Raw genomic sequence first — 25,541 nt, forward strand, 5'->3', positions numbered from 1 at the left:
CCTATTTTTGTACCTGGAAAGTATCATTCTGAATAAAGATGAGGAGCGCTACTGGATGACAGGTGGTAATACGGGGATGTTACTTATACGCATCATTCTTGAGATTTACCCAATATGCCATGGAGCATCCGGAACAGAAGTTCTTGGTAACTCCTGTGGGTTGCGGTAACGCTGGATATACTCCAAAGAGATGGCGCCTATGCTCACGGATGCTGCTTTCTTGGGGAATGTATATCTGCCTATCAGCTTCAGAAAGGTGCTGATGGGAGAATTGGGAATATAACATCGTAAGTAAAAATATAAATCAAGAAGTATGAGTCAGTTTAAAGTACATGTTCAGTATATCATTTATGGTTGTTGTGGCATTGAGCTGTTGATTGGCAATAAGCTGATCAAGTGTGATGCCGGTTATGGTGGTCCTAATCCGTTGGCCTCTTTGATTGAAGCCTGCCTGGATTTTTCCATTGCCAAGAAAGAAGGTTATGAATCAGAAGATTACATCGAAGAGACGGAAACTACATGGGATGAAGAGCCGGGGGAGATGCATCTGGAGCTGAAATTATTAAAAAACGATATGGTCATCATGGATATACAGCAGAGGGACGATGAAAAGAACGTTCTTCAAGAATGGCATGAGACAGTTCCTTATGAAGATTTCAAGGAGGCAATTGTTGTGGAGGGCTTTCGTGTGCTGAATGCATTCGGTATCCACGGTTACTATACTGCATGGTCCGATGGTGTTGATTTTCCTTTAGCTGCACTGCTCCATCTTACAGGTAAGATTCAGTTAAATTGGGATGGAGACAATTGCTTTACGAATTTGTCCAAGGAACTGGAATGTCTTTCAAGCTATATTGAGAAACTTCAAATCAAGGAAGAGACTCATTACGATGAGTGTAAGCTATATTACGAAGCGTGGCAACTGCAAACTAGTGGCGATCCGTTTGAGGTAGGTGATAAAGTGGATTGGACTTGCGTTATGTCTGCAGAGTATAAAAATGCTCATGGTATCATCATTGATTTTGAAGAAGAGGATCATGGCTTTGCTAAGTATTCCATTAGTGGTATAGTTACCCAAATCATTGCAGAGCGCAGTGAGTTTCCTAAGGGAAAGAGAGTTGTCCCATATTCTCAGGCAAATACCATTCAAGAGGAAATCCTCAGGGCAGATGGCCATGAAAAGGATTTTGGCAGTGATGAGAAAACGGATAGAACATTTTGGGGATATATCGTTACCCTCAAAGATGCTGTGGTAAAACCCTTGCCGGAAAAGGAAAGTAACTTTTAATGAGGGGGAGTATAGTTATGGATAGAAAGTCTTTCATTCGCATATCACCAGATATTGATGTCCTGTATATAGATAGTGATAGTTGCTGTGGTATTGCATACGGTGACGAGATTTGTAACGAGAGTCCTTCTTTGGGTCCTCGTTTCAGTATCGTAGTACCGGGAATAGAGGAATGGGTAAAGCGATACGAGAATGCAACCGACTTTGTGGAAACGGTGACAGCGCCTTCCTTTGATTGGATTACATGGCATTATGAAGGCTTATGCTTCGCTAAAGCTATTTGGGAGCAAATGCCTAGATGCTATGAGCTATATTATGAGCCGCCATTTGAGGATCATAGCGGCACTGTTGGGAAACTTCTAATCGATGAAAAGGTTGATGGGCTGATTGACAGATTGCGTCCGCTAGCTAACCTGGCTTCTGTCCCTCCTTCAATCAAGGACAACATTGAGTATAAGGTGGAACGAAAAGAAGATAGCCTACAGTTCACGTTCCGTATTAATGAATTGGTCTTTGACTTGCCTCTTTCGTTCAAATGTTTGACAGGTATTAAGCAATGGTTGAATGACATCATCGATACAAAGACCGGGGTGTGCACTGTTCATGTACAAGAATATGACCTTCATTATTCGCATCAGACAGTAGGCATGCATCCTGAGATGGGCCGATTCTGGATTTCAAGGTGTTACCCCTATGATAGCGAGTTTTGCGCCTATGTAGATACCCAGGAGTTTGTGAAAGAGTTCTTGTCTCTGATCTTGACTTTGAAAAAAGTGATATAAGAACCGGTCCATACACCTTGTTAAAGTCGGCTCTGTTTAATAGTGGTCCATCAGAGGGGACGACTGCGAACGACCGCAATTGACCGCGAACACGACCGAAAACGACTGCAAATGGTCTAAATAACGTCTCAAAACGACTTAAAACGACCGTGAACGACCGCATCTACGACCAAAATGACCGCAATAACGACAGCTCAGTATTATGTCAGCTGTTGTTATTGGTCTAGATTTGCTGGGCTGATTCGGGAACTTGTTGATATCAAGATAGAGAACAACAAGGTTACGGAATTTCTTGATGTAAACCATGAACGTCTCTATAAGTATCATTGTGGGATTATGTATTAGCCGTCTCTATATCGGAAAAAGTAAGAAACAATTGAAATAATTCAATAAAAGTATTGTATTTTCGAATATTATTCGTATATTTGCCCCGTCTATCAATGATTGTTTGCATACTTGCAACACTTATACAAATGATTTTTGGTGTGGCAGACACCTAAGCAGCTTCTGTTGCTCATCGTGCTTAAATGATAATATTGTATAGTGTTGCATAAAACGTGGAGTGTATGAGCATTCATAAATTATTATTTGTGGGGCTATTTTTATTAGTTGTGCAAGCAGTCAATGCGAGTGATGTTCATTTGAGCAGTGATACCTTGTATTGTAATTTGGAGAGTACCGATGTTGGAACATTGAAGGAAAGAGCTTCGCAGATTTCCGATTTGAATGTTATCAAGACGATGGTACTTGGGGGATACATTGCCCAAGCTGATGAAGACTTTATTCATTCTTTGGGAAAGAAGTATAGCCTTCATAATCTTGATATGACAGAGCTTCGTAGTACGATGTCTTCCCAAGGTCTTGAGGGATGTACGTCTTTAGAATCAGTTAAATACTCCAGATTTTGGACGGAAACCGGACATTTACTTTTTGAAGATTGCACAAACTTAAAGGAAGTGATTTTTCCGGATGATTCTGAATGTTCGTTGACTTCATTTTCTTCGGGTACATTTCGTGGGTGTACATCACTTGAAACGATTTCCATCCCGGCCAGTGTCACATACTTGAATACACAAGTCTTTTATTTATGCAATAATCTGAAGGAAATACATTGTCAGTCTGGAGTAGCTCCTATTGCCACAGTGGATACTTATGATAGCCAGTTTGAGTCGACCATCATTTATGTACCTACAGGTGCTATCTCTAATTATAAGACTACATCCGGTTGGTGTATGTTCTCTAATTATAAGGAGGATCCGAAATTATCATACATTGGAAAGTCAGACTTGAAGAGTGATAATGTTTCTCTATCAAATGACACCCTCTATTGTAATTTGACAAGTGATGAAGTAGATAATCTGAGGGATTATGTTCTTGGTAGAGCTTCAGACTTAGGTTCTATCAAGCATGCTGTCTTGAGTGGATATCTGGGTGATAGCGATTTTTCTTTTCTTGCAGCATTAGCCAGTGCCTATCAATTGTCGTCATTGGATATGACCAATCTCCAATCAACTTATTCATATCGTTTCCAGGGGTGCAGTCAACTTAGAGAAGTCAAGTACTCAAGATATTGGAACTCCACAGGTTTTTTATTGTTTGAAGACTGTAACAGCATCGCCAAAGTTGAATTTCCTTCGAATCCCATCAGCGGAGGTTATTTGAAACTTGATGGTGGTACTTTTAGGGGTTGTACATCATTGGAGGAAATAAGAATACCTTCTACTGTGCAATCGTTAGGTATTCAATGTTTTTATCTGTGTAGTAACTTAAAGACCATTCAGTTGGATGCTGTGGTTCCTCCTTCTGCCACGGAAGATAGTTTTGGAGACCAATTCTCCAGTGCCCGTCTGATTGTGCCAAAAGGAACCCTGGCCGATTATAAGACTGCTGCAGGATGGTCGTTGTTTAAGAATATAGAAGAAAGTACAGAGGATGTAGATCTTGCCAAGCAGGAAATCAGCGACAATGTTTCCTTCTCTGATGGTACTCTATATGTGAATTTACCTGTTGATGAGATGGGACGTTTAAGGGCAACCGTGTTGAATAAGTTCCCGGATCTAGAGCGTATCCACACTGTAGTGGTAAGCAATTACATGAATCAGGAGGATGCAGGATTCCTCAATGCTCTGGCATCTGCCTATAACTTAAGTACGATTGACTTTACGGATTTGAAAAACTCTTTAGGCAATTATGCTTTTCAGGGGTGCAGGAAGCTCTCCAAGGTGTATTACTCCAGGTATTGGTCATCGAGTGGATGGTATCTTTTCTGTGACTGCTCTTCCTTGGCAGAGGTTGTGTTCCCTTCAGAACCAGTGGATCAGGGTATCACCAGTTTTGAATCCGGTACTTTCAGAGGCTGTTTAACCTTGGAGGATATTTCTATTCCTAAGAATGTTACAAGAATCAGTACGCAATGTTTCTATCTTTGCCAGAATCTGAGGAATGTGACTTTCCTTGGGTCAGCTATTACAGATTTGGATAAAGGTGCTTTTGAAGGTTGCAATTCTCTTGAGACCATCACCTTGCCAAGCAGCATGTCTCTCATTGGGGAAAGATGTTTTGAAAACTGCCCGAAGATCAGAGAAATTCATTGCGATGCCATCACTCCTCCTCAGGTAAGTGAATCCGCTTTCGAAGATATTTATCAGTCTGCTACATTATATGTCCCTAAGGGCTGCCGTTCTAAATACGCCGAAGCCTCTGTATGGAAGAACTTCTCCAATATAGAAGAAAATGAAGCTTCTGGAATTTTGAATATAGATGCCGCTGGACAGACAGGATTGGTTTCGATCTATACTCTTGACGGAACTCCGATATACCGGGGTACGACCTCTGTCAACGTGCATCAAGTTCTCTCTAAGGGTACTTATATTGTAAAGCAGGGTCGTGGAACAAAGAAAATAATCGTAAAATAACAGCTATGTATCATATGAATAAAGATCTGCCTTATGAGCAGCAGATGAAGGTCTTGCTTCGCTATTATGATAAGGTGGTGGAGGAGAATGAAGCTCTGAGAGCCCGCATCAAGGAGCTGGAAGAGGAAAAGGTTAAATATGGTGATCCGAAAGAGTTGCATGACTAGTTGAAAGCTTTGCCTCCTAGCGTAAAACAGCTGCGTCATGTGGCTGATGAAAGAAAAGCCAGACTCAATTGGGTGGAGAAGGAACTGACCAAGCATCTTCGCAAGAAGGGAGTGAAGATTCCTCCATTGATGACGGTGACGCAGGCTGTCAAGATGATTATAGAAGAATAGAATGCCAAGAGAGAAATTGAGTAGCCCATGCAGCTTGGTTTCTCTCTTCTTACAGATGTGCAAAGTATGTCTTTTTGTGAGAAATGAATTTCATGTTGACTTATATTGCAAATAATTCTCCAAAATGAGTGTAATTTCCGGATTTTATTAGTACTTTTGCGGCTGACATTCAGAATTTAGCTTGTTTTCTAACTGCAGCACTAAAGTGAGTGAAAGTTCTGAAATGAAAATCCTGAGCCGCTTTTTGTAACTTGGGGGGGCTATAGATTATGGATAAGTGCTGCGGAAGTTGGGTGTGCAAATCTTATAAAGTGTGATGAACTCAGAAGAACAAATTCTTTATGAACAACTGAAGGCTGGTAATGAGAGTGCATATGGCATTCTTTACAGGAACCATTATGCCATATTGTGTCATTTTGCCAATTTCTATCTACATGATAGATTTTCTGCAGAATCTGTTGTGGAAGATGTTATCTACCACTTATGGGAAAACCGTGAAAGTTTGAATATCACCAAATCCATCAGAAGCTATTTAGTAACGGCAGTAAGGAACAAGTGTCTTGACACGCTTAAGCTCAAGAGAAACCAAAATGAAAAGCCCATATCTAGCTTATCGGATAAAGCTGGTTATTATATGGATAGCCAAACTGCCGGTGATTCTCCTTATGGAACTCTTCTTTCCAAAGAGCTGGAGGAAAAAGTCATCCAGGCGATCGAAGAGCTTCCCGTCGAATGCAGGCAGGTGTTCATAAAAAGCAGAATGGAAAACAAGAAAAATAAGGAAATTGCAGACGAATTAGGCATTTCTGTCAATACAGTAAAGTATCATCTCAAGAATGCGCTCAAGATATTGCGAGAGAAACTGGAGCACTATCTGATAGCTTTATCCTTATTTTTGTTAATGAACTGAAAAAGATATTTTTTTAACTACACTTCTTTACCAGAACATCGTCAATAAGCAAAACGTATCAAGAATATGAACAAAATACAATTTGAAGAATTAGCTATAAGATATTTTACCGGTAATCTCGATTCAGAAGGTATCCTTCTTCTTGAAGACGAAATCCGACAGTCTGAGGAAGCTAAAAAAACATTTGATGAACTGAAGGAAATATGGGCAGCCAGTACTACCCAGGAAGAGTTGGACAGCTACGACTACAAGGCTGCCTACCAGCGTTTCTTGCATAAGATTTCAGAAGATTCAGATGAAACAGATGAGGATCAGAAGGAAGAGAATCCTCGTTTCTACCATATATATAGGTGGATTGGCGGTATCGCAGCCTCACTCCTTATATTGTTTGGAGCAACCTATCTGTCTTATCAGCAGGGACAGAAGAATCTGCAGAACACCTTTGCTGATATCGTTGTTGCCACCCCTAATGGCTCCAGTACCAGTGTTAACTTGCCGGACGGCTCTATTGTGAAGCTTAATGGAGGTTCCAGGATTTCATATTCACAGGGATATGGAGTGGATAGCCGTATCGTCAATATAGAAGGTGAAGGGTATTTTGAGGTCAAGAAGGATAGTACCAAGCCATTTATCGTCAACTCTGCCAACATCATCGTCAAGGTGTTGGGTACAAAGTTCAACTTCTGTGATTACCCAAAGGAGACACAGGCTCTTGTGGCTCTTGATGAAGGCAAGGTGAATATGACATGCATTGAATCTAAGCAGGAAATCACCTTGCTTCCGAATCAGCATGTGGTTTTTGACAAGAAAACTGGTGCTATGACACTACTGGATACAAAAACTCTGGCTAATAAATGTCAGTGGACCAAAGGTATCATTGCCTTTAATGGCGAGTCTCTCAAGGACATAGCAGCTGTATTGGAAAGATGCTATTCTATCAAATTCAAGATATCTCCATCTAAGCAAAACTCACTCCATTTTTATGGTGTTTTTTACAGAAACAGTCAAAATGTGTATGATATCATGGAGGCGCTTGCTGCAACAGGAAAGTTCACCTATAAAATAAGTGGTAAGACTATCATTATTCAGTAGGAAATTGAGGAAAAAAATGTTTTTTTAGAAAAAATGTGCTTTCTCACTACCCATTTTGCAAAATACGTCGTCTATAAGCCAAATTTAGCAACAACAATTAACAACTTAAATGAAATTTGTTATGGATAAAAGACAAATCTTTCTAACTGCTGCTGCCTTGTGCTTGAACATGAGCATTTCGGCTCAGAGCGTGAATTTGCAGAATGTCACGGTAAAGCAGGCACTTAACAAGTTGCAGCAGACTTGCGGCTATTCTTTTGTTTATGAAGCAAAAGACCTAAACACCAGCAAACGTGTTTCAGTCAATGCATCCAATTGTGCAGAAGCTATTGGACAAGTCCTTAGAGGTCAAGGTGTAACCTATACCTTGAAAGGAAAAAATGTCATTATTTCAAAGGCTTCTATCAAGCATCAAGGTGCTCAACAGGTGGGAAACCAGCGACGTGTAAAAGGTGTCATCAAGGACGGAAACGGCGAACCTATCATTGGTGCTACCGTTAGAGTAAAGGGGCATGAGAGCACTGGAACAATCTCTGACTTGGATGGTAATTTCTCGCTGGAAGTATCTCCAGGTGATGAGTTGGAAGTTTCTTATGTAGGTTACAGTACAAAACTCATCAAGACAGGCAACTCATCATCGCTCAGCGTGATCATGAAGGAAGACAATAAGTCTCTTGAGGAGATTGTTGTGGTGGGTTACGGTACGCAGAAGAAAGTTTCTGTAACTGGTTCCATGGCATCTACCAAGGGTGATGACCTGGCTGCTGTTCCTACTCCTAACATTACCAATACATTGGCTGGCCGTCTTCCTGGTCTTATCTCTTACAACCGCAGTGGTGAGCCGGGTTACGATGACGCTGGTCTTCTGATTCGTGGTGCCAGTACAATCGGCAATGCATCTCCTTTGCTGGTTGTGGATGGCGTGGCTGACCGCGCCGGTTCTTTGGGACGTCTGGATCCTAATGATATTGAGAGTATCACCATCTTGAAGGATGCATCGGCTGCTATCTACGGTTCCCGAGCAGCCAATGGTGTCATTCTGGTAACCACCAAACGTGGTTCAAAGGGTGATCTCAAGGTTCAATATACTGGTAATGTGGGTGTCAGCTCTCCTACTGTATTACCTGAGATGTGTAACTCATGGCAGTATGCAGAGTTGCTGAATGAAATCACTCCAGGTAAGTATTCTGCAGAAGAAATTCAGAAGTTCAAGGATGGAAGTGATCCCTTGAACTATCCTAATATTGATGCATTTGACCTGATGCTCAAGCCTGCTGTTCAAACCCAGCACAATGTTTCTGCCAGTGGTGGAGGTAAGACGGTATCATATTATGTTTCACTTGGCTATCAGTATCAAGACAACTATTACAAGAATAGTGCCAGCAATTATAATCAGTATAACTTAAGATCGAACATAGATATCACTCCTTCGGATCTTTTGAAGTTCAGCGTGAATGTTGCCTTCCGACAGGAAGACCGCAACTCTCCTGTTACCGGTTCTGAGGATATCTGGCGTTATCTTATCAAATATAATCCGATGGTGAATGTCTGGTATCCTGGTACCAACTATGGTACGGTATCTTCCAAGCAGGATAACTTCGCACCTGCCACCGGTATGGATGATACAATGGGGTATCAGCGCGACCGTCGTTCTTATCTGAATGCTGATCTCACCATGCATCTGGAGATGCCTTGGTTGGCAAAGGGTCTCTCTGCCGATGCAGGATTCTATGTGGACCGTTCTGATGTATTCTATAAGAATTTCCAGAAGAAGTTCTATCTCTATTCGTATGAGAACAATGACTATGTTCCTGTACAGCAAGGTCAGAATGTCCTGTCTGAGAATATGCATCAGACCTTGGGTATCACCATGAATGCCCGAATCAATTACAAGCGTACATTCAATTTGGTTCACAATGTTAGTGCGTTTGTTGCGTGGGAGCAATACAAGAGCCGCTATGACTATCTCTCTGGTCGTCGCCAGGACTTTGTTTCTACTTCCATTGATGAGCTCTTCGCAGGAGATTCCAATTCAGCAACCAATGACGGAACTGCATCCGAAACAGCCCGTCTCAACTACTTTGGTCGTGTAGATTACGACTATGCAGGCAAGTATCTCTTCCAGTTCAACTGGCGTTATGACGGTTCCGAGAATTTCCCTAAGGGTAACCGCTTCGGTTTCTTCCCTGGTGTATCCATGGGTTGGCGCATTTCAGAGGAGAAGTTCTGGAAAGAACACGTCAAGTGGATGGACTACCTCAAACTGCGTGCTTCATGGGGCCAGATGGGTAATGACAAGGTTTCCGCATTCCAGTATGTAACTGCCTATACATTCAGCAACCCTGGCGTGTTTGGTGCCAATGGCGGAAAAGCAAATACAGGTTTGCGTCTCAACCGTACGGCCAACCCTAACATTACATGGGAGGTGGCTGATACCTGGAACGTGGGTATCGAGTCTAATTTCCTTGATTACTTCAACTTTGAGGGTGACTTCTTCGTAACCAAGCGAAGCAATATCCTGACTGCCAGAAATGCAGCTATTCCAGAGTATGCCGGTCTTTCGCTTCCAGATGAGAACATCGGTAAATGTAAGAGCATAGGAACTGAGTTTACCCTTGGCTACAATCGTCAGCTCAACAAGGACTGGGGACTTCACCTGAGTGGTAACTTCAGCTATAGCCATGGTACAATTGATTATATTGACGAGCCTGCAGAAACCTTGGAATGGCAGCGCCGTACTGGTAAGACCATCGGTACGCAGGGCAGCAATTATCTGATGTATGAGTCTATAGGTATTTTCCGTACTCAGGACGATCTTGATTCCTATCCTCATCTTTCTGATGCACGTGTTGGTGATGTCAAGTTCAGAGATGTGAATGGTGATAAGAAAATCGACGGTGATGACAAGGTTAGAATGGACAAGCCTGCTGTACCTGAAATCATGTATGGCATCAACCTCGGTACCACCTACAAGAACTGGAGTCTGAACATGCTGTGGCAGGGTGCAGCCCGTGTATGGCAATATACCTTCATGGAGGCTGGTATCATCGGTAACTTTACCAAGGATTTCTATGACAACCGCTGGACGGAAGACAATCCAAATGCCAAATATCCTCGTACCTATAACCGTGATGCAACGGTTACTGGTGGTGGTAACTATCGTAACTCTTTCTGGCTCAACAATGCATCATATCTGCGCTTGAAGAGCATTGAATTGGCATACAACTGTCCTAAGAGCTGGTTCAAGGGCACTCCAATATCAGGTGTCCGCCTCTGCTTGACGGGTTATAACCTTCTTACCTTTACTGGTATCAAGAATATCGACCCTGAGACACAGGAGAACAGTCAGGGATGGGCTGCATGGAACACTCCACAGTCTAAAGTGTACAATTTCGGAATTAACGTCACATTTTAATTAGAAGAATTATGAAACTATATATTAAGTACCTTACTATAGGATTGATGGCTACCACGATGTTGGCTTCATGTGCTGATATCCTGGACAAAAAGCCTTTGACTGAAATCTCTGACAATGACCTCTGGTCGGATCCGGCTCTCTTGAAGGCTTTCGTCAATTCAAGATATAATCAGGTGGGAGTAAATGGCGCAGAATCCATGCAAAGTTCAATCGTAGATGAGACCGAACTTACCTGGTTGCGCGGTTGTGAAACCCATAACTTTGCCCGTCTAAGTCCTACAGACCTGGGTAGAATGAATGGTGCCTGGTGGGGATGGGACAATCGTTCCTGGAGTACCAAATGGACTAATATTTCCAACTGCAACATCTTCTTTGAGCGTGTGGACAATGTAGCTTTCACTGACGAGACTGAAAAGACGAAGTTGGTGGGACAGGTACGATTCATCCGTGCCTTTGAGTATTGGGATCTTATTGCCAGATGGGGTGCCATGCCTATCATTACCAAGAGCTTTTCTATCAACGATCGTGAAGAAATTGTAGGACAGAAGCGCAATACGTATAAGGAATGTATTGATTTCCTGGTTAGCGAATTGGATCAGGCTGCCAAGGAATTGCCGGCTAACTGGAGTGGGGATGACTATGGACGAGCAACCAGCGTTGCCGCTTTGGCTCTCAAGTCCCGTATCCTGCTTTATGCTGCCAGTCCTCTTATGAATGAGGATGTCAAGATACCAGAGGTAGGCTATACTACCCCAGAACCTGACAGATGGCAGAAGGCTGCCAAGGCTGCAACAGAAGCACTGGATGCTGCACAGAATGCCGGATATGAGCTTTATAACCTGAATGGTGATCCTTCCAAGAATTATCAGTTGATATTCATGGACAACACAGCTGCCAACAAGGAAACACTGTTTGCCCGCATGGGTACCAGCAGCGCTGATGGTGAAAGCATCTCCAGCTGCGATCAGTACAACAATCCTAACGGCTATGGTGGATGGGGAGGCAACTGTCCTTTGCAGGAGCTGGTGGATGCCTATGAAGTGGTAAAGGATGGCGTTGCCAGCAAGTTTGACTGGAACAATCCGGAAGAAAAGGCAAATCCTTATGCCAACCGTGATCCTAGATTCTATGCCACCATCTTATATGATGGAGCCAAGTGGATGACCAGAAATGTGGAAACCTACTTCGATGTTGACGGCAATGGCAATATCACTGGTGGTGGAAAAGACACCAAGTTTGGCAATGACAGTTGGAATGCTTCACCAACGGGCTACAATATGAAGAAGTTTATGGATGAGGGATATGCCTTGAACTCATGGAACTTCTGTGCCCGAAACTGGATCCACCTCCGTATGGCAGAGTTATATCTAAACAAGGCAGAAGCGCTATATTACACAGGTGACGAAGAAGGTGCTAGAGAAGCATTGAAGCCAGTAAGACAGCGTGCAGGAATGCCTGCTGTCACAGCTACAGGTACTGATCTGCTGGAGGCTATTAAGAATGAGCGCCGCATAGAATTCGCTTTTGAGGAGCATCGCTACTTTGATGTACGTCGCTGGAAGGAAGCTCCTAAATACTTCGGTTCTACCGTTCATGCCATCACTATCAAGAAATATCCTGATGGAAAGAAGACATATGAGGTGGATAAGTTGAGAAGTGATGTGGGTGGTGACCGTAAATGGGATGACAAGATGTACTGGTTGCCTATCCCGAAGTCTGAGATGGATAAGAATCCAAATCTTGTTCAGAATCCTGGATATAACAAGTAAACATGTATCTTTATAAAGGAAACTGTCATAACTTTTGTTAGTTTGTTCATGGTTTTGGTTAATAGCGTCTGTGCCTAGGAGAAGCAAAGCTTCCGAGAGTGGGCACAGACCCCACCTATGGGTTGGATAGTTGGGATTGCTATGAACCAACAGTTACAGAGAAAGAGACAAAAGCTAATGCCAACATGTGGAGAATGCTAAATGATGTTTGGGATTATTGGTGGTGATTTGCCTTCTATTGTCCTTTTACATTGTCTGTGCTTACCAATAAGTGAGTATTTGCAAGCATTAAAATAAATCAAACCTAAGAAGGAAATAATATGAAGCAAAAAATGAGTATCGCTGGTATTTTGTTGCTTGCTGCTTTGGGTATGCAGGCTAACAGCTATACAGTGAAGTCGCCAGACGGTAAATTGGTAGTGAATGTTGCTTGTGAGGGAGGCAAGGCTTCCTACACGGTAGATTACAATGGCAAACAGATGCTGGGAACTTCGGCGCTCGGACTGGTTGCCAATTATGGGGATTTTTCAAAGGATCTCACCATGGGCATCCTGAAGGGTGGGGAAGTGAAGCCGCTTGCCTACAAGATGACCCGTATCAAGAAGAGTGATATCCAGAAGGATGTGGTGGATGCTACCATCGGTTTCCTCAACAGCAAGAAGGATTCCATGACCCTTCATCTTCATGTAAGCAACAACGACATCGCCTACAAGTATGAGATGAGCCGTCCTAAGAAGGATAATCCTAAGTCGGTGATTATATATAACGAGGTGAGCGGATTCAATTTCCCGGAGAAGACCACCACCTTCCTCTGTCCTCAGATTACTCCGATGACCGGTTGGGAGCGCACCAAGCCATCTTACGAGGAAGAATATACTCCGGATGCTCCGATGAACGTGAAGTCGCAGTTCGGTGTGGGCTATACCTTCCCATGTCTCTTCAAGGTGGGCAGCGACGGATGGGTATTGGTCAGCGAAACCGGTGTGTCGAGCGCTTATCCAGGCTGCCGTCTTTCTGATTACGAGCCGGGCAAGGGCTATACCATCGCCTTCCCTCAGAAGGGTGAGAACAATGGCATCGGTTCTGAATATGCCGGTATCCCATTGCCGGGCGAGACTCCTTGGCGTACCATCACCGTAGGTTCATCGCTGGCTCCTGTCGTAGAGACCACTATTCCTTACGATGTAGTTAAGCCATTGTATGAGGCAAGTCAGACTTACAAGCCTTCCCGTTATACCTGGAGCTGGCTCATCTGGCAGGACGGTTCCATCAACTATGATGACCAGGTGAAGATGGTGGATGTGGCTGCAGCCCAGGGTTACGAGGCGGTACTGGTAGATAACTGGTGGGACAAGCAGATTGGCAGAAAGCGCATCGAAGAGTTGAGCAAGTATGCCAAGAGCAAGAAGGTAAGCCTGATGCTCTGGTACAATTCTAACGGTTTCGAGAATGATGCTCCTCAGACACCTCGCCAGATTATGAACAATTCCATCGCCCGCAAGAAGGAGATGGCTTGGATGAAGAAGATTGGCGTGGTAGGCATCAAGGTGGATTTCTTCGGTGGCGACAAGCAGGAGACGATGAAGCTTTACGAGGATATCCTCAGCGATGCCAACGATTATGGCTTGGAGGTCATCTTCCATGGCTGCACCATGCCTCGTGGCTGGGAGCGTATGTATCCTAACTATGTTTCGAGTGAGGCTGCCCTGGCTTCAGAGAATGTATATTTCACGGATTATCATGCCAAGAAAGAGGCCTTCGAGATGACGATGCATCCGTTCTCAAGAAATGCCGTTGCCAGCTTCGACTGGGGTGGTGTGATGATGAACAAGTATTTCTCTAAGGACAACAAGAGCCGCCACCAGCGTTATACCAGCGATGTGTTTGAGATGGCTACAGCCATCACCAATCAGAGCAGCGTAAACTGCATCTGTCTCTATCCTAACAATTTGCAGGATGTACCACAGTGGGAGTTGGATTGGCTCAAGAATGTACCAACTGCATGGGAGGATACCAAGTTTATTGCCGGTTATCCAACAAAGTATGCAGTAGTGGCTCGCAAGTCGAGTGTAGAGAATGGTTCCGGTGCTGCGCTTACTGCCGGCAGATGGTTTGTGGGCGGTCTGAATGCCACAGACAAGCCTCTGGCTCTAACCTTGGATTTGCCGATGTTTGCCGGTAAGACGGTGACTTATATCACCGACCAGCCAAAGAAGAAGGGCGATAAGTTCTTCACTTCTGTCAAGAAGACCTTGAAGGTTGGAAAGAATGGTAAGGCAAAGGTGGTGATTCAGCCTAATGGCGGTATCATCATCGAATAATCTTCATGTTTAAGGCTTCGATTGCCTACGTGAAAAAGTTTTTTCTCGAAAAAAGTATCAAAGTCTCATTTTTGCTTGAAAAATAGGCTTTAAATACTTGATATATAAGAAAATAATAAAAATGAGACTTCTCGGTTTTTGAGCCGAGAAGTCTCATTGATGTATCATGATAGCCTCATAAAACTCAAACTCCTCTGCATCCGGTCTGCGTTTCAGATATTCTTCCACGTATGCCTTGCGGATTGATGCAGGTGTTGGTATCTCTTGTTTCATGGCTTTCATTTTTGTCATTCCTGTTTGCATTCTGTTTGCAAATTTTGTTTTTAGAAGCAAAACCGCAAACGAAACTGCAAACGATGATTTTCTTATTCTTCTGTATTTCACATTGTTAGTTTTACTGTCGTCTGTTTTCAAAAATGCATTTTCATCTACTAATTCTGCATACAGACGCGATACTTTAGCCCTGTTTTTTTTCAGGCAATTTCAGCAATTGTCGTGTTTTGACCAGACCAACCCTCGTTGGCAGCTTCCAGTTCGTAATACTCTCGTTTGTCGAGGTCGGGAATAGCAATAAGTTGCTTATATTGATACCAATTCAATTGCGTCCGCAGTGTGGACGCAATTGGATAGATAGTATAAAACTGGCGACAACGTTCCGGTTGGCGTACACCAAATCCGCTTCCATATTCTGGCTCTATCTCTTTGGCAAGGTTCTTTATAAGATAAGTTCCGTATTCGGCACGTTCTTTTCCCTGTTGTTCCTTTTCAACAATACGCTGTCCTATTGCCCAGTACATTTGTACTCGGCAGAAGTCAACTCTGCGTACGGCATTGGTGCGGGCAGTATTGATGATAGTCTTTAATCCACTTGATTTGGAGGAGTTTGCTACTGCTGTTGGTATCAACGATAGAATCATAGATGCTTTGAGGAAACATTTTACAGAGGGGACTGCTGTAGATGAATTCATCCATGAAAGGATGGAACGCTAGGGCTGCTACACAGATTTATGGTAAGAGAGATTAACTTATTCGTTGTATTGCTCTTCTCAGATTTTTTTAGTATTTTTGCATCCGAAAAGAAAATGGTTTCATTAAAGATTTAAAAGAGTATGGTTAGAATACCAATTGTATTGGTTGCGATGTTGCTATTGGGTACTTCACCTTATTATAATAATATAAAGGCATGTACCTCAGTTCTAGTATCGGGTAAGGTTTCCAAGGATGGTAGGCCTTTCATTTTGAAGAACCGTGATACTCCATCCTTGGATAACCTGATTGTTCAGCGAAAGGGAGAGAAGTACAGGTATATTGCAGTTGCCTCTGCTTCTGATTCCTTGCCGGAGAGTGTCTGGTCAGGGCATAATGAGAAGGGCTTTGCCATCATCAACACTGCTGCCTACAATCTGAATGGCGACAGTAAGATAAGTGACGAGAAGGATGGCATCATCATGAGAAGAGCTCTGGAAATCTGTGCCACTCTTCAGGATTTTGAGAACCTGATAGACAGTATCAGTCCCAGAAACTCCAATTCCAACTTCGGGGTTATAGATGCCGAGGGTGGTTGTGCCTATTATGAGGTGGGAGTCAAGCAATGCAAGAAGTTTGATTGTAATGACCCATCGGTTGCTCCTTACGGATACCTTATCAGGACCAATCATGGTTTTATTGGTGACAGAAAGCTGGATGCAGGAGCTGAGCGCTACATGGCCATCAATGAGTATATGACACAGGCAAGTTTCTCAAATAATCTGGATGCCGTGCATATATTGCGTACTGTACCACGCTTACTGAAGCATGGATTGACCCACATTGATTTGAATAACCTGGAGCCGGAAGATGATTCTCAGCAGACGTTCTTTCCCTTCATAGATTACATTCCCCGCTATCTTACAGCCTCTGCAGAGTTGATTCAGGGTGTAAAGGAAGGAGAGAATCCTTTGTTTACCATAGGATGGAACATCATCGGTTCTCCACTTGCCACTGTCGCCATACCACTGATGATCACTCCTTCCGGGGTACTTCCAAAGGTGGTACTCAAAGGTGAAGACGGAGGTAGCCTGTTATGTCATTATGGTTTTAAGCTCAAGGAGAGATTGTTTCCTCTTCGTACCAAAAGCAGAAGCAATTACATCGATATTGCTCAGCTCATCAACAAAAAAGGTACAGGTATCCTACAGCTGATAGAGCCGATTGAGAGTGAGATTGTTTCTCGAGGTGAAGTGTTGATTGATAAGATCAGAAGGTCCAAGAGTTATCCAACGAAGGAAGTGGATGCCTATTACAAATGGGTGGATAGCTTCATTATAGATGAATATCAGAAGCATTTTGGTATCTGAAGCTCTTCCTTACAAATATCGTTCATGAAAGATTTCCCCTGCTTGATTTCTTATCAGGCAGGGGTTGTTTTTTTATACTTTCTCTGTTCGGGTTATCTTGCGTGCTATTTTGAGAAAGATTTTGGGGAAATCACTCCTTTTTGATCAAAAACATTGCTGGATATTTGGCAAACACCAATTTTTTGTTTAACTTTGCCCTGTAATCATGATGATGGCAGCAGTGCACGTCTCACAGTTGCTTAATGTCGCATTTTAGCCCTCGACATCACGGTAAAGCCATAACTAATGAAGACAATTAATAATTTACCTATGAGAAGAATCCTATTTCTTTCTGCCTGCACATTATTGTTGGCAGCTTGTTCTCAGTCACCTAAAGAGAAGGCTGAAGCTTTAATCAAGGATAATCTGCAAAGCACATTATACTATCCAGATACTTATGCTCCTTCAAGTACTCAACTGGACAGTGCATTTGCACCATATGATGATCCTTCTTTTTATGAAAAGACGCTTAAGGTTGCGAAGCTGGGTATCTTGGTTTCTGATTGTGAAGAAGAAGCCAGTCAATTAAGAACGAGTATGTCTCTTTGGCAAGGACCTTATCAGTCAGCTTTTGGTCGTCAGAATTACAAGGAATATAAGGCTAAGTATGATGCAGTTTTAGCCAAGAAGGTGAAAGCCGAAAAAGAAGGTGAAAAATTAGGGAAGGAATTGAGAACTTTGAAAGATCAGGATGTGACTTTCATTGGGTTTAAGGCCATTCATACATACAGAGCGGAAAATAATGCCGGACAAATCGTGGGTGGCAACATGCTTTATATCTTTGATAAAGATATGAAAGAGATTATTGCAGCCTATGATATTGATAGTCAGGAGTTTCAAGCAGTTAATTATATCTATAAAGGAATGCGTGGTGAGACATCAATGGCTGATGAAGTTTCCTTAGATAAATAATGTGTTTATAGACGGTAGTATTTTATTGGTTTTGACGTATTATTTACTGTGTTCTTATAGGGTATGAATGGTGCTATTTTAGGAGATTTGGCAGCCTGGACTTGGGAACAGGACAAAGATCTCTTTTTTAGGAAGCTTGTATCGTCAGAGGCATCTCCTTCAAAGATGATGAAGGAGATGCTTTTGATGGCGGATACTCTTGCCCAGGTGAGAGGAAGTGATATCAAGGTTCATGAAAGTCTAGGCATGCGTATTTCTCCTGAGGCTACCGTGTTGCGCGCCATTGCAATTGGATGGCTCTATGATACAGAGGCTGAGACTGCTTCTGCATATCAGGAGTATGGTTTTACTTATGACAAGGAGGATTGGTATGCTGGAGCATTTATGTGGAAGCTCATCTTTGCTCTTCGTCATGGTGCCTCCAAGAAAGATGCCTTGATGGTGGAGAATGTATCTTCCTTCAAGGGGTTCGTTGAGGATATTTCATGGAATGAGCAAAGTTCCATCCTGGGTGTTCTGATTCGGGCATGGGGTGCTTTCTACTCTTCCTATGATTTTGGCAGTGCCTTACATCGAGCAATGGAGTTGCCGGGTGACAGACATTTGAATGGTATTCTGGTAGGTGCTTTAGCCGATGCCATGTATGGCTGTGACAGGTATATGGTGAAGGCTAAGTATGGAAAAGGGTGTAGTTTGACAGGTCTTGTGAATGTTCCTTCTAGATTTCAGGCATTATACAGGGCAGGTAGGACATTCTTTGCCAAGAACAGTGCTATGACGAATGTTGAACGACATGTTTGGAAGGATGTTGCTAATCCTTATGTGGACAAGATCATTTCCAGGGAGCTGCGCAGGCGAATCTTAAAGGCGTTTCAGCCCACTTTTGATGATAGGTATGGGTTTTATCTGGATGATGGTTATATATATGTATATAGAAGTTGTCGGGTGTTGAACCGTTTCAAACTTTCTTCCATGTCTGATGGACCCTTTAGAATTGTGGAATTACAGGCTTCAGAAGAGGCTGGTTATCAGTTAGGGGCAATTCAAGAAGCACTATATTCAGTAGAGTATCGTTGGAATCGTGTTAGTGATGATTATGCCATTGACAGATTGCCTGGTTCAGACAGTCTTCTGCAGCCCTTCTTTGGTGTGAGCCCCTTAAGAATGGGTATCGATGGGAAGGGAGTGACTACATTGGTAACCTTTATGGGGTGTCAGCTTAGATGCAAGTATTGTCTGAATGAGAGGTGTCATGGAGCAGTATATGAAGACGATGGGATTACACCTGGTAAGGGTATCCTTATTTTGTCTCCTCAGCAGCTTTATGATAGGGTGAAGAAAGACAATATCTATTTTCAGGCAACCGGTGGGGGAGTCTGTTTTGGTGGAGGGGAACCGCTGGAACATCCGGAATTCATCATGGAGTTCAGAAAGCTTTGTGGAACGAGGTGGAAGATAACGGTGGAGACAGCCTTGGCCTGTCATCCTCATAACATTGAGTTGCTTGCACCTATAGTGGACCATTGGATAGTAGACATCAAGGATATGAATCCTCGAATTAGGGAGAAATATACAGGGAGGGTAGGTGACTCAGCTCATCAACTCTGCTATTTGAAGCAGTATGGGATTGTTGACAATGTGACCATCAGGGTTCCCCACATTCCTGGCTTCAATACGGATGAAGATGTTAAACGTAGTATTGAGCAAGTTAAGATCTTGGGATTTAAGGATATACAGGAGTTTGAGTATTTAGTGTTAAACAGAAAATAATAACTTAACGTGATATATGAAGAAAGGGAAGGACAAGTGCGAGATTCTCAAGAAGATCCGCAAATACGTGGCTAAGAAATATGGGCTTGACTATGAGCCTTCTGAGTGTACGCATGAGGGCAGCTGCATGGGCAGTTGTCTCAAGTGTGATGAGGAACTTTATGCCCTTCAGAAGCAGCTTGAAAAGAAGGGAATTGATTCCATTGCTTCTGACAAGACTCTTCAGAAACTGGTTGAGGAGTTTACCGATCAGAGTATAGAGGAGGTACATGATAGTGGGATTGTTGGGATGATGGAAGTATTCAATAGGCCAGATGATCCTTCACCTATTGAGTCTCCAGATGGCAGAGTGTTTTTGGAGTGCAGGGTTGCAGGTACGTCGTATCACCATGTAGATGACATGCTTGACACGATCTTTGTGGGTAGGAAGGTACATTTGATGAGAGATCGTGATAACAAGCATGATGAGAATGCCGTGGCCGTTTCTTTAAATGATCCTTCTCTTCTGGAACCTGAGGACTTGGACTTTTCTGATATATTAGGCTATGTTCCTAGGGAAGACAATGCAGCCTTGGCTAGCATGATGGATATGGGATGGGAAAGGGCATTTGATGCTTATATTTCTAAAATTAATCCCAAGAGTGAATACGAGAAGCTGCGTATCATCATCACCATAAAATCCAAGGAAGACACGCTTAGGGAAGAAAAAGAAGAAAGTAAGGGACTTTTTAGAGCGATGAGCCTGAGCCCAGGTCAATGGGGAGCTTTGGAGATGAATCTCTATGAGGAGGGCATGGCTTATTATCGATGGTGCTGCTTACCGACTTTTGATCATGATTTGCCAGAAAAAGGAGAGCGTATCATATTCTTCTGTCAAGAGGATGATGGCAGCTATAGGCTATATTTGATGATGGTATTAGCAGTGGATGAAGAATGCTATCCGTTTGTAAAAGGGAAGCATGAAATCATCATGAAAGATGACTGTTGCCCTTTTGTTCTTACCAATATCAAGGGACCGGTTTCCGTGGGTGAAGAGGTGATGGATGAAATCTTGAAAGGTAAGGCAGAAACCTTCAGTTGGGGCCCGGAGCAGAGGTTAGCGAAGGCTGCCACATTGAGAATAAAAGAAATATTGGGTATTGACGATTGATTTACAGTTGAGATTTATAGCGTTAAGGTGGGAGAGGAATTTGGTTCTCTCCCCCTTTTGGTCTTTCTATGAATAATCTCCAATTTCCTGTTAGTTTATCCATCCAAGCAGGGACACCAGATAGGCGTTCCTGTTGATGGCAATTTCGTTTGAGGCATAGCTGCCGACGTTATCCTGGTAGGATTCATCTGGTATGTTGGAAGCATAGGCTGGTACGAATTCAGCATCTTCCTGTCCCTTGTTGGCTCCTCCAGCCACTAGGCCTGGTACAGGTTCCTTGACATTATCTGCTGCTGAGATACGGTGGTGGATATTCATGACCCTCTGGGTGCCGAAGCCTGTCAGGTAGCAATAGTCTGTGGCGTTGCGACCAAAGAAATAGTCTAAGGTGGAAAGGGCGGCTTGCCTATATTTGTTGCCCTTTGTAAGGGCATACTTGTACATTTGGGCAATGCCTCTTCCCAGGCAGCTTTCAGCGTTTTTTACCCATTGGAAGATGCCCAGACCTGCCACATTACCACAGGATGGAATGCTGAATTCATCTGGAACAAACTGTTATGACTTTTCCATGATTTTGTGTTGGTTAGTTCGTTTTTTTTCTTAATGTGGTTAAACAAAAATTAAATTGTTCCCTGCTGTGAGGGAGTTATCCTGCTGTTAGATATTAATCTTTGGAACAAATGACTTGTTTTCATGTATGTTTGGAAGCAAACATGTTTGCATGTTTGTTTTCAAATAAACCTTTTTGCGAAAATGATATTGAGAAAGGACGTCCAGAAAGTTGATTGATAGATGATTAGAAACAAAAAAGGCAGGTGAGAGTAATGTTGTCTCAACCTGCCTTAACACATAATATTCACGTTTTATTTGTTGATATATTATTTATCTTTTCATGCTGCCAAAGCTTCTAGAAGTGTTGGCAGAGTTTGTGCCATTTAACTTGCTATCATTTTTATGGTATGCCGTATAGTTTGGCTGCTGTGGTCTTGCTATGATTTCTGGGCGTCTTCCACTAGGAGCAGTGGTCGCAACATTTTTGTTGCCTCTATTGCCCCCAAAAGTATGACCTGCATTTGGGTATCTTGCATAGATGTTATGTACGTATGCTCCCTTTTTCCAGCTGATTGGCTGGTAGAAATAGCTTGCTTTCTTGTAGAGTTTCCATTGAGCAGAGCTGAGAATACCCTTAAGTTGGGAGTTGCGCTGGTTCCAATTTTGTGAGTGGATATCGCGGTGGCTATTGATGCTGCTCAGATAGTTGAGGTTCATCTGGTAAGCCTTCTCTCTTTGCCAGTTATTCAAGCTCAATTCTTCTGCCATCTTGTCTGTGAGGATGCGTGCCTCCTTGATGGTGTTATCGATTCTCTGTGCAGAAACGGTCATGCTCATGACTGCTGCCATTACCATTGTCATTATCAATCTTTTCATAACTCATGTTCTTTAAAGGGTTACTATTCAAATTACTTCTACAGTATCATCGAGACATCTTCTGTCTCTTGATTATGGTTGCAAAGATACGGCGATTTAGCGGGATGACAAAGGGAGATACTCTAAATGGAAGGTGGATTTTCCCTATTTAGTAGTAGGGATTTGTGAGTAGTGCTTGTTTTTCATAGCCCTTCGTATAAAAAATCATAATATTTAAGTAATTAGTTTCTATTCTAAAATTTAATAACTATTTTTGTATGACAATTACAATCTTAATAGCTTATGCAGAATTCAATAAGAATAGAAAATTCCCTTTATGAAGAAATGAGGAAACATCCTTTTTTCTTCATCAAACTTCATGCAGAAAAAAGTTATGATAATAGAGGTAAACAGGAAGTTCATTATAAATGGGTTTCAGTTAATCATAAAGATAAAATAGAATTTTCTGTTGATAATTTTGGAAATCGAAACTTGGGCTATTGTTTATGTAAGGTTGAACGGGCAGAGTTTGTTTCTGATAAAGACGGACAAATGAATAAAAATGAGGTTACTATGTACTTTCATGATGTCGTTCCATCAGAAGAGGATTTAAGTGCAATTTTATTTGATTGCGTTTCAAGAAGCATGAATCAGGAGGACAAGTATTCATTCGTAACATTGATATGGGTTTTGGATAAGTGTTCTATCTCCCAACAGACTCTTATAAGTGTATTACGTAAAATACCTAATGCTCAATCACGTTCTTATGTTCTTGATCTCTTGAGACAGCATGGACGATGCCTATCGAGAAATAAGCAAAAGGTATTGACTGGTGTTTGCGAGGAATTCGGCGTAAGATATGATATATATATGCCAGCTATGTTGGTGGAGGCTCTGGATTTTTATCGTGAAAATGAGATAGACAAAGAGAATTCCAATCTCTTTTCACTGGTAGATTTTGTCATGAGTAATAAGCCCCTCGTTGATTCATCTGCTGAAAAGACAAATAATCCTTTGATAAAACTTCGTAAGTGGTTTATGACGGATGAATCGTTTGATGATTACTCTATTTTGCCGTCTTTATTTTCTCTGGTTTCTGAGTCTGTTAGATTATTGATAGTGAAACGATACTTTCATGATGTGAGATTGGGGAATACTAGATTCGATTGCGAACTCATCAAGCAGTTCATTGATAATAAGTATGATAGTTTTATCCGTTACCGATATGGTATCAACACACCTAATGATGATGTTGTATTAACAGTGCCATTATTGTGCGATACCATTTTGACTCTGTATAATACCAAAGGAAAAGAGTTTCAGAGTTTCAATGGTATTTTGGATTTTGCTATTACTCATTGTGATTCTTCTCATCCTGCTGTGGATTGGAAGCTAGATAAAATTTTGCCCTCCTGTAATCATGGAGTTATAATCAATAATAGTTTTAAGGGCTTTATTGATTATCAGTATATTTGTAAGATAAATCAGAGTAGACTTGATGACATGGAAGGCTTAGAGGTAGTTATTAAAAGTTTTCTTGATAGTTATTTTGACCGATTAAAATATCCTGTATGCAAGTATGGTGATGGCTCTTTTCTAGATATGGAGTTAAGTAAACAATGTTTAAAGAAACATGGAAAGACTGGTTGGCAATTAAGTTGTGTAGATTTTAAACTGTATCCTGATAAATGGGTGGTTGACAAAAATGTACCTTGCTTAAAAGTATTTATAAAGAAAGAAAAATTCGAAGCGTTGCAGACAAGTCCGAATTTTGGCCATGGTGCAGTTATTTCCTGGGATATGATCTCAATTGAAAACTTTCGTCAGTATGTTATGTACTTAGTTTCTCAATACACTTGTTTAGGTAATGGAGAGTTCTTGGTTCCTTCATATAAACAAAAGACTTTTGAAATTAAAGTACTTGAAGAATTTTGGGACATCTTGAAGGTTCGTATTATGCCTCGCCAGAAAATTAAGGCTGATAAAAATCTTGATATATTCGGATTTTGGAAGGAGGTAAGCCAGACTCTTTCTGAAGCTGAACTCGGAAATGAACATTCATCTGGATATATGGCTGCAGAAGAGAAATATCGCCAGCTTGTTTCTGATGAAATTTCAAAGAGATGCGTTGAATCTTTAAAGTCTATATTGGGTACAAATGAGTTCAATGGTGAATATTTCGAGATTCCATATCAAAAGAATGTTCTGACAGATATTATCAATAAGTTTTATTTCAGGGAAGCGTTTTCTGATAAAGGTAATAACTATTCCGATGATTTCTTGGTAAGAAGGTCTTTAAATACTAAGTTTGTGCCTTTATGTGCTCCAAAACAGAATGACGTAAATTTCTTTGCCATCAATTTACCATATTTCTGGTGTAGAGGTAATGAATGCTTTCATAATAATTTGAATAACCAATCTCTTGATAGCAGGGTAAGATGGTATCAGTACTCCTTATATCATTTGGCTGAAATTATAGGGTATCCAAAATTACATTTAAAAGAAGCTGGATACGAGCCGGATGATGCTGTGCGTACTTTCATTGCAATAGCAAACAGAGTGCTACAAAAGTTTAGAAGATTAAAGTGTAGAGGATGCGGACATTTGATGTTTGCAAACAAGAGTCGTGGATTCAATCGATACAATTACTTCTCTTGTGTCAATCCTTTTTGCCCAGAGCATGGGAAGTCAATATATCTGAATTTTTGCTTCAGGTGCAAGAAAGGATTGATTGATTCTAGGGATACAAAACAATGTCCAAACAACTGGTACATTTGTCCTGATTGTCTGTCATGCTGTGATGATAACATGTATGCAAGGCAGGTGCAACTCTATATATTGGCAGGTAAACCAGTGCCGGAAAAACTGAATGCGATGTTGGGTAATGGACATAATGATAAGAACATATTTTTCTGTCCTAACTGTGGATCTCAGATTTTAATTACAAAGGATGAACATAATAGCGAGATTAAGATGTGTCCACACTGCCAAAGGAGATTCTAATGCTAAGCTGTAGGCTCTTTTGAAGGTTGGAGTAGGGCTTGAAAGTAGTTTTCATAGGAATAACTTGCTCATGTCAATCGTTTTTAGTATT

At 41.9% G+C, this 25,541-nt stretch carries 19 protein-coding genes; 15 read left to right on the forward strand and 4 right to left on the reverse strand.

Annotation, left to right across the window (positions count from 1 at the left end):
- Positions 1 to 313 precede the first annotated feature (313 nt).
- The 10 genes from CFT61_RS03925 (at position 314) to CFT61_RS03960 (ending at position 14,833) form a co-directional block, all read left to right on the forward strand.
- Entirely contained in the window at positions 314 to 1,288 is a 975-nt protein-coding gene (locus CFT61_RS03925; RefSeq protein ID WP_089543169.1) for a DUF6578 domain-containing protein, read from the forward strand.
- 17 nt (positions 1,289 to 1,305) lie between these two features.
- Positions 1,306 to 2,070 (forward strand): hypothetical protein, encoded by a 765-nt coding sequence (locus CFT61_RS03930; protein WP_142990547.1) that lies wholly within the window; start codon positions 1,306 to 1,308, stop codon positions 2,068 to 2,070.
- A 566-nt stretch (positions 2,071 to 2,636) separates the two neighbouring features.
- Entirely contained in the window at positions 2,637 to 4,985 is a 2,349-nt protein-coding gene (locus CFT61_RS03935) for a leucine-rich repeat protein (RefSeq protein WP_089543171.1), read from the forward strand.
- A gap of 5 nt (positions 4,986 to 4,990) precedes the next feature.
- Positions 4,991 to 5,152 (forward strand): hypothetical protein, encoded by a 162-nt coding sequence (locus CFT61_RS16825; RefSeq protein ID WP_176425489.1) that lies wholly within the window; start codon positions 4,991 to 4,993, stop codon positions 5,150 to 5,152.
- A gap of 39 nt (positions 5,153 to 5,191) precedes the next feature.
- Positions 5,192 to 5,323 (forward strand): hypothetical protein, encoded by a 132-nt coding sequence (locus CFT61_RS17175; protein WP_254918840.1) that lies wholly within the window; start codon positions 5,192 to 5,194, stop codon positions 5,321 to 5,323.
- 316 nt (positions 5,324 to 5,639) lie between these two features.
- A complete protein-coding gene (locus CFT61_RS03940) occupies positions 5,640 to 6,233 on the forward strand; it encodes an RNA polymerase sigma-70 factor (protein ID WP_089543172.1) in 594 nt (197 codons plus the stop codon).
- A 66-nt stretch (positions 6,234 to 6,299) separates the two neighbouring features.
- On the forward strand, positions 6,300 to 7,325 hold the full coding sequence (locus tag CFT61_RS03945) for a FecR family protein (protein WP_089543173.1): 1,026 nt from the start codon (positions 6,300 to 6,302) through the stop codon (positions 7,323 to 7,325).
- Positions 7,326 to 7,446: 121 nt separating this feature from the next.
- Positions 7,447 to 10,740: a TonB-dependent receptor gene (locus CFT61_RS03950; protein WP_176425490.1), complete on the forward strand. Its 3,294-nt coding sequence runs from the start codon at positions 7,447 to 7,449 to the stop codon at positions 10,738 to 10,740.
- Positions 10,741 to 10,751: 11 nt separating this feature from the next.
- Complete coding sequence (locus tag CFT61_RS03955) at positions 10,752 to 12,512, forward strand: RagB/SusD family nutrient uptake outer membrane protein (RefSeq protein ID WP_089543175.1); 1,761 nt, start codon at positions 10,752 to 10,754, stop codon at positions 12,510 to 12,512.
- 320 nt (positions 12,513 to 12,832) lie between these two features.
- Entirely contained in the window at positions 12,833 to 14,833 is a 2,001-nt protein-coding gene (locus CFT61_RS03960) for a glycoside hydrolase family 97 protein (RefSeq protein ID WP_089543176.1), read from the forward strand.
- A gap of 153 nt (positions 14,834 to 14,986) precedes the next feature.
- On the opposite strand, the gene CFT61_RS16830 is transcribed toward CFT61_RS03960, so the two are convergent.
- Entirely contained in the window at positions 14,987 to 15,124 is a 138-nt protein-coding gene (locus tag CFT61_RS16830) for a hypothetical protein (RefSeq protein WP_176425491.1), read from the reverse strand.
- 182 nt (positions 15,125 to 15,306) lie between these two features.
- Positions 15,307 to 15,750: a DUF1016 N-terminal domain-containing protein gene (locus CFT61_RS03970; protein WP_089543222.1), complete on the reverse strand. Its 444-nt coding sequence runs from the start codon at positions 15,748 to 15,750 to the stop codon at positions 15,307 to 15,309.
- A gap of 192 nt (positions 15,751 to 15,942) precedes the next feature.
- On the opposite strand from CFT61_RS03970, the gene CFT61_RS03975 reads away from it, so the two are divergent.
- The 4 genes from CFT61_RS03975 (at position 15,943) to CFT61_RS03990 (ending at position 21,040) form a co-directional block, all read left to right on the forward strand.
- A complete protein-coding gene (locus tag CFT61_RS03975) occupies positions 15,943 to 17,169 on the forward strand; it encodes a carcinine hydrolase/isopenicillin-N N-acyltransferase family protein (RefSeq protein WP_254918841.1) in 1,227 nt (408 codons plus the stop codon).
- Positions 17,170 to 17,454: 285 nt separating this feature from the next.
- Positions 17,455 to 18,120, forward strand: a complete 666-nt coding sequence (locus CFT61_RS03980; protein ID WP_089543179.1) for a hypothetical protein — start codon at positions 17,455 to 17,457, stop codon at positions 18,118 to 18,120.
- A 63-nt stretch (positions 18,121 to 18,183) separates the two neighbouring features.
- Positions 18,184 to 19,890, forward strand: a complete 1,707-nt coding sequence (locus CFT61_RS17180) for a radical SAM protein (protein WP_254918842.1) — start codon at positions 18,184 to 18,186, stop codon at positions 19,888 to 19,890.
- 16 nt (positions 19,891 to 19,906) lie between these two features.
- Positions 19,907 to 21,040 carry an HIRAN domain-containing protein gene (locus CFT61_RS03990; protein ID WP_089543180.1) on the forward strand — a complete coding sequence of 378 codons (1,134 nt, stop codon included), beginning with the start codon at positions 19,907 to 19,909 and terminating at the stop codon, positions 21,038 to 21,040.
- Between the two features lie 90 nt (positions 21,041 to 21,130).
- Here the strand turns inward: CFT61_RS03990 and CFT61_RS03995 are convergent, their stop codons facing one another.
- The gene (locus CFT61_RS03995) at positions 21,131 to 21,553 is read right to left on the reverse strand and encodes a glycoside hydrolase family 9 protein (protein WP_217899082.1); all 423 of its coding nucleotides are present in this window, start codon (positions 21,551 to 21,553) and stop codon (positions 21,131 to 21,133) included.
- Between the two features lie 369 nt (positions 21,554 to 21,922).
- On the reverse strand, positions 21,923 to 22,468 hold the full coding sequence (locus tag CFT61_RS04000) for a hypothetical protein (protein WP_142990548.1): 546 nt from the start codon (positions 22,466 to 22,468) through the stop codon (positions 21,923 to 21,925).
- Positions 22,469 to 22,750: 282 nt separating this feature from the next.
- Between CFT61_RS04000 and CFT61_RS04005 the strand changes: the two genes are divergently transcribed.
- A complete protein-coding gene (locus CFT61_RS04005) occupies positions 22,751 to 25,450 on the forward strand; it encodes a hypothetical protein (RefSeq protein WP_089543183.1) in 2,700 nt (899 codons plus the stop codon).
- Positions 25,451 to 25,541: the final 91 nt, after the last annotated feature.

This window comes from Segatella copri (assembly GCF_002224675.1).
Classification (GTDB): Bacteria; Bacteroidota; Bacteroidia; order Bacteroidales; family Bacteroidaceae; genus Prevotella; species Prevotella copri_U.

Bases quoted from the DNA above. Each gene is read 5' to 3' on its own strand.
- CFT61_RS03925 (WP_089543169.1), top strand. From the start codon at position 314: ATGAGTCAGTTTAAAGTACATGTTCAGTATATCATTTATGGTTGTTGT.
- CFT61_RS03930 (WP_142990547.1), top strand. From the start codon at position 1,306: ATGGATAGAAAGTCTTTCATTCGCATATCACCAGATATTGATGTCCTG.
- CFT61_RS03935 (WP_089543171.1), top strand. From the start codon at position 2,637: ATGAGCATTCATAAATTATTATTTGTGGGGCTATTTTTATTAGTTGTG.
- CFT61_RS16825 (WP_176425489.1), top strand. From the start codon at position 4,991: ATGTATCATATGAATAAAGATCTGCCTTATGAGCAGCAGATGAAGGTC.
- CFT61_RS03940 (WP_089543172.1), top strand. From the start codon at position 5,640: ATGAACTCAGAAGAACAAATTCTTTATGAACAACTGAAGGCTGGTAAT.
- CFT61_RS03945 (WP_089543173.1), top strand. From the start codon at position 6,300: ATGAACAAAATACAATTTGAAGAATTAGCTATAAGATATTTTACCGGT.
- CFT61_RS03950 (WP_176425490.1), top strand. From the start codon at position 7,447: ATGGATAAAAGACAAATCTTTCTAACTGCTGCTGCCTTGTGCTTGAAC.
- CFT61_RS03955 (WP_089543175.1), top strand. From the start codon at position 10,752: ATGAAACTATATATTAAGTACCTTACTATAGGATTGATGGCTACCACG.
- CFT61_RS03960 (WP_089543176.1), top strand. From the start codon at position 12,833: ATGAAGCAAAAAATGAGTATCGCTGGTATTTTGTTGCTTGCTGCTTTG.
- CFT61_RS16830 (WP_176425491.1), bottom strand. From the start codon at position 15,124: ATGACAAAAATGAAAGCCATGAAACAAGAGATACCAACACCTGCATCA.
- CFT61_RS03970 (WP_089543222.1), bottom strand. From the start codon at position 15,750: ATGATTCTATCGTTGATACCAACAGCAGTAGCAAACTCCTCCAAATCA.
- CFT61_RS03975 (WP_254918841.1), top strand. From the start codon at position 15,943: ATGGTTAGAATACCAATTGTATTGGTTGCGATGTTGCTATTGGGTACT.
- CFT61_RS03980 (WP_089543179.1), top strand. From the start codon at position 17,455: ATGAAGACAATTAATAATTTACCTATGAGAAGAATCCTATTTCTTTCT.
- CFT61_RS17180 (WP_254918842.1), top strand. From the start codon at position 18,184: ATGAATGGTGCTATTTTAGGAGATTTGGCAGCCTGGACTTGGGAACAG.
- CFT61_RS03990 (WP_089543180.1), top strand. From the start codon at position 19,907: ATGAAGAAAGGGAAGGACAAGTGCGAGATTCTCAAGAAGATCCGCAAA.
- CFT61_RS04000 (WP_142990548.1), bottom strand. From the start codon at position 22,468: ATGAAAAGATTGATAATGACAATGGTAATGGCAGCAGTCATGAGCATG.
- CFT61_RS04005 (WP_089543183.1), top strand. From the start codon at position 22,751: ATGCAGAATTCAATAAGAATAGAAAATTCCCTTTATGAAGAAATGAGG.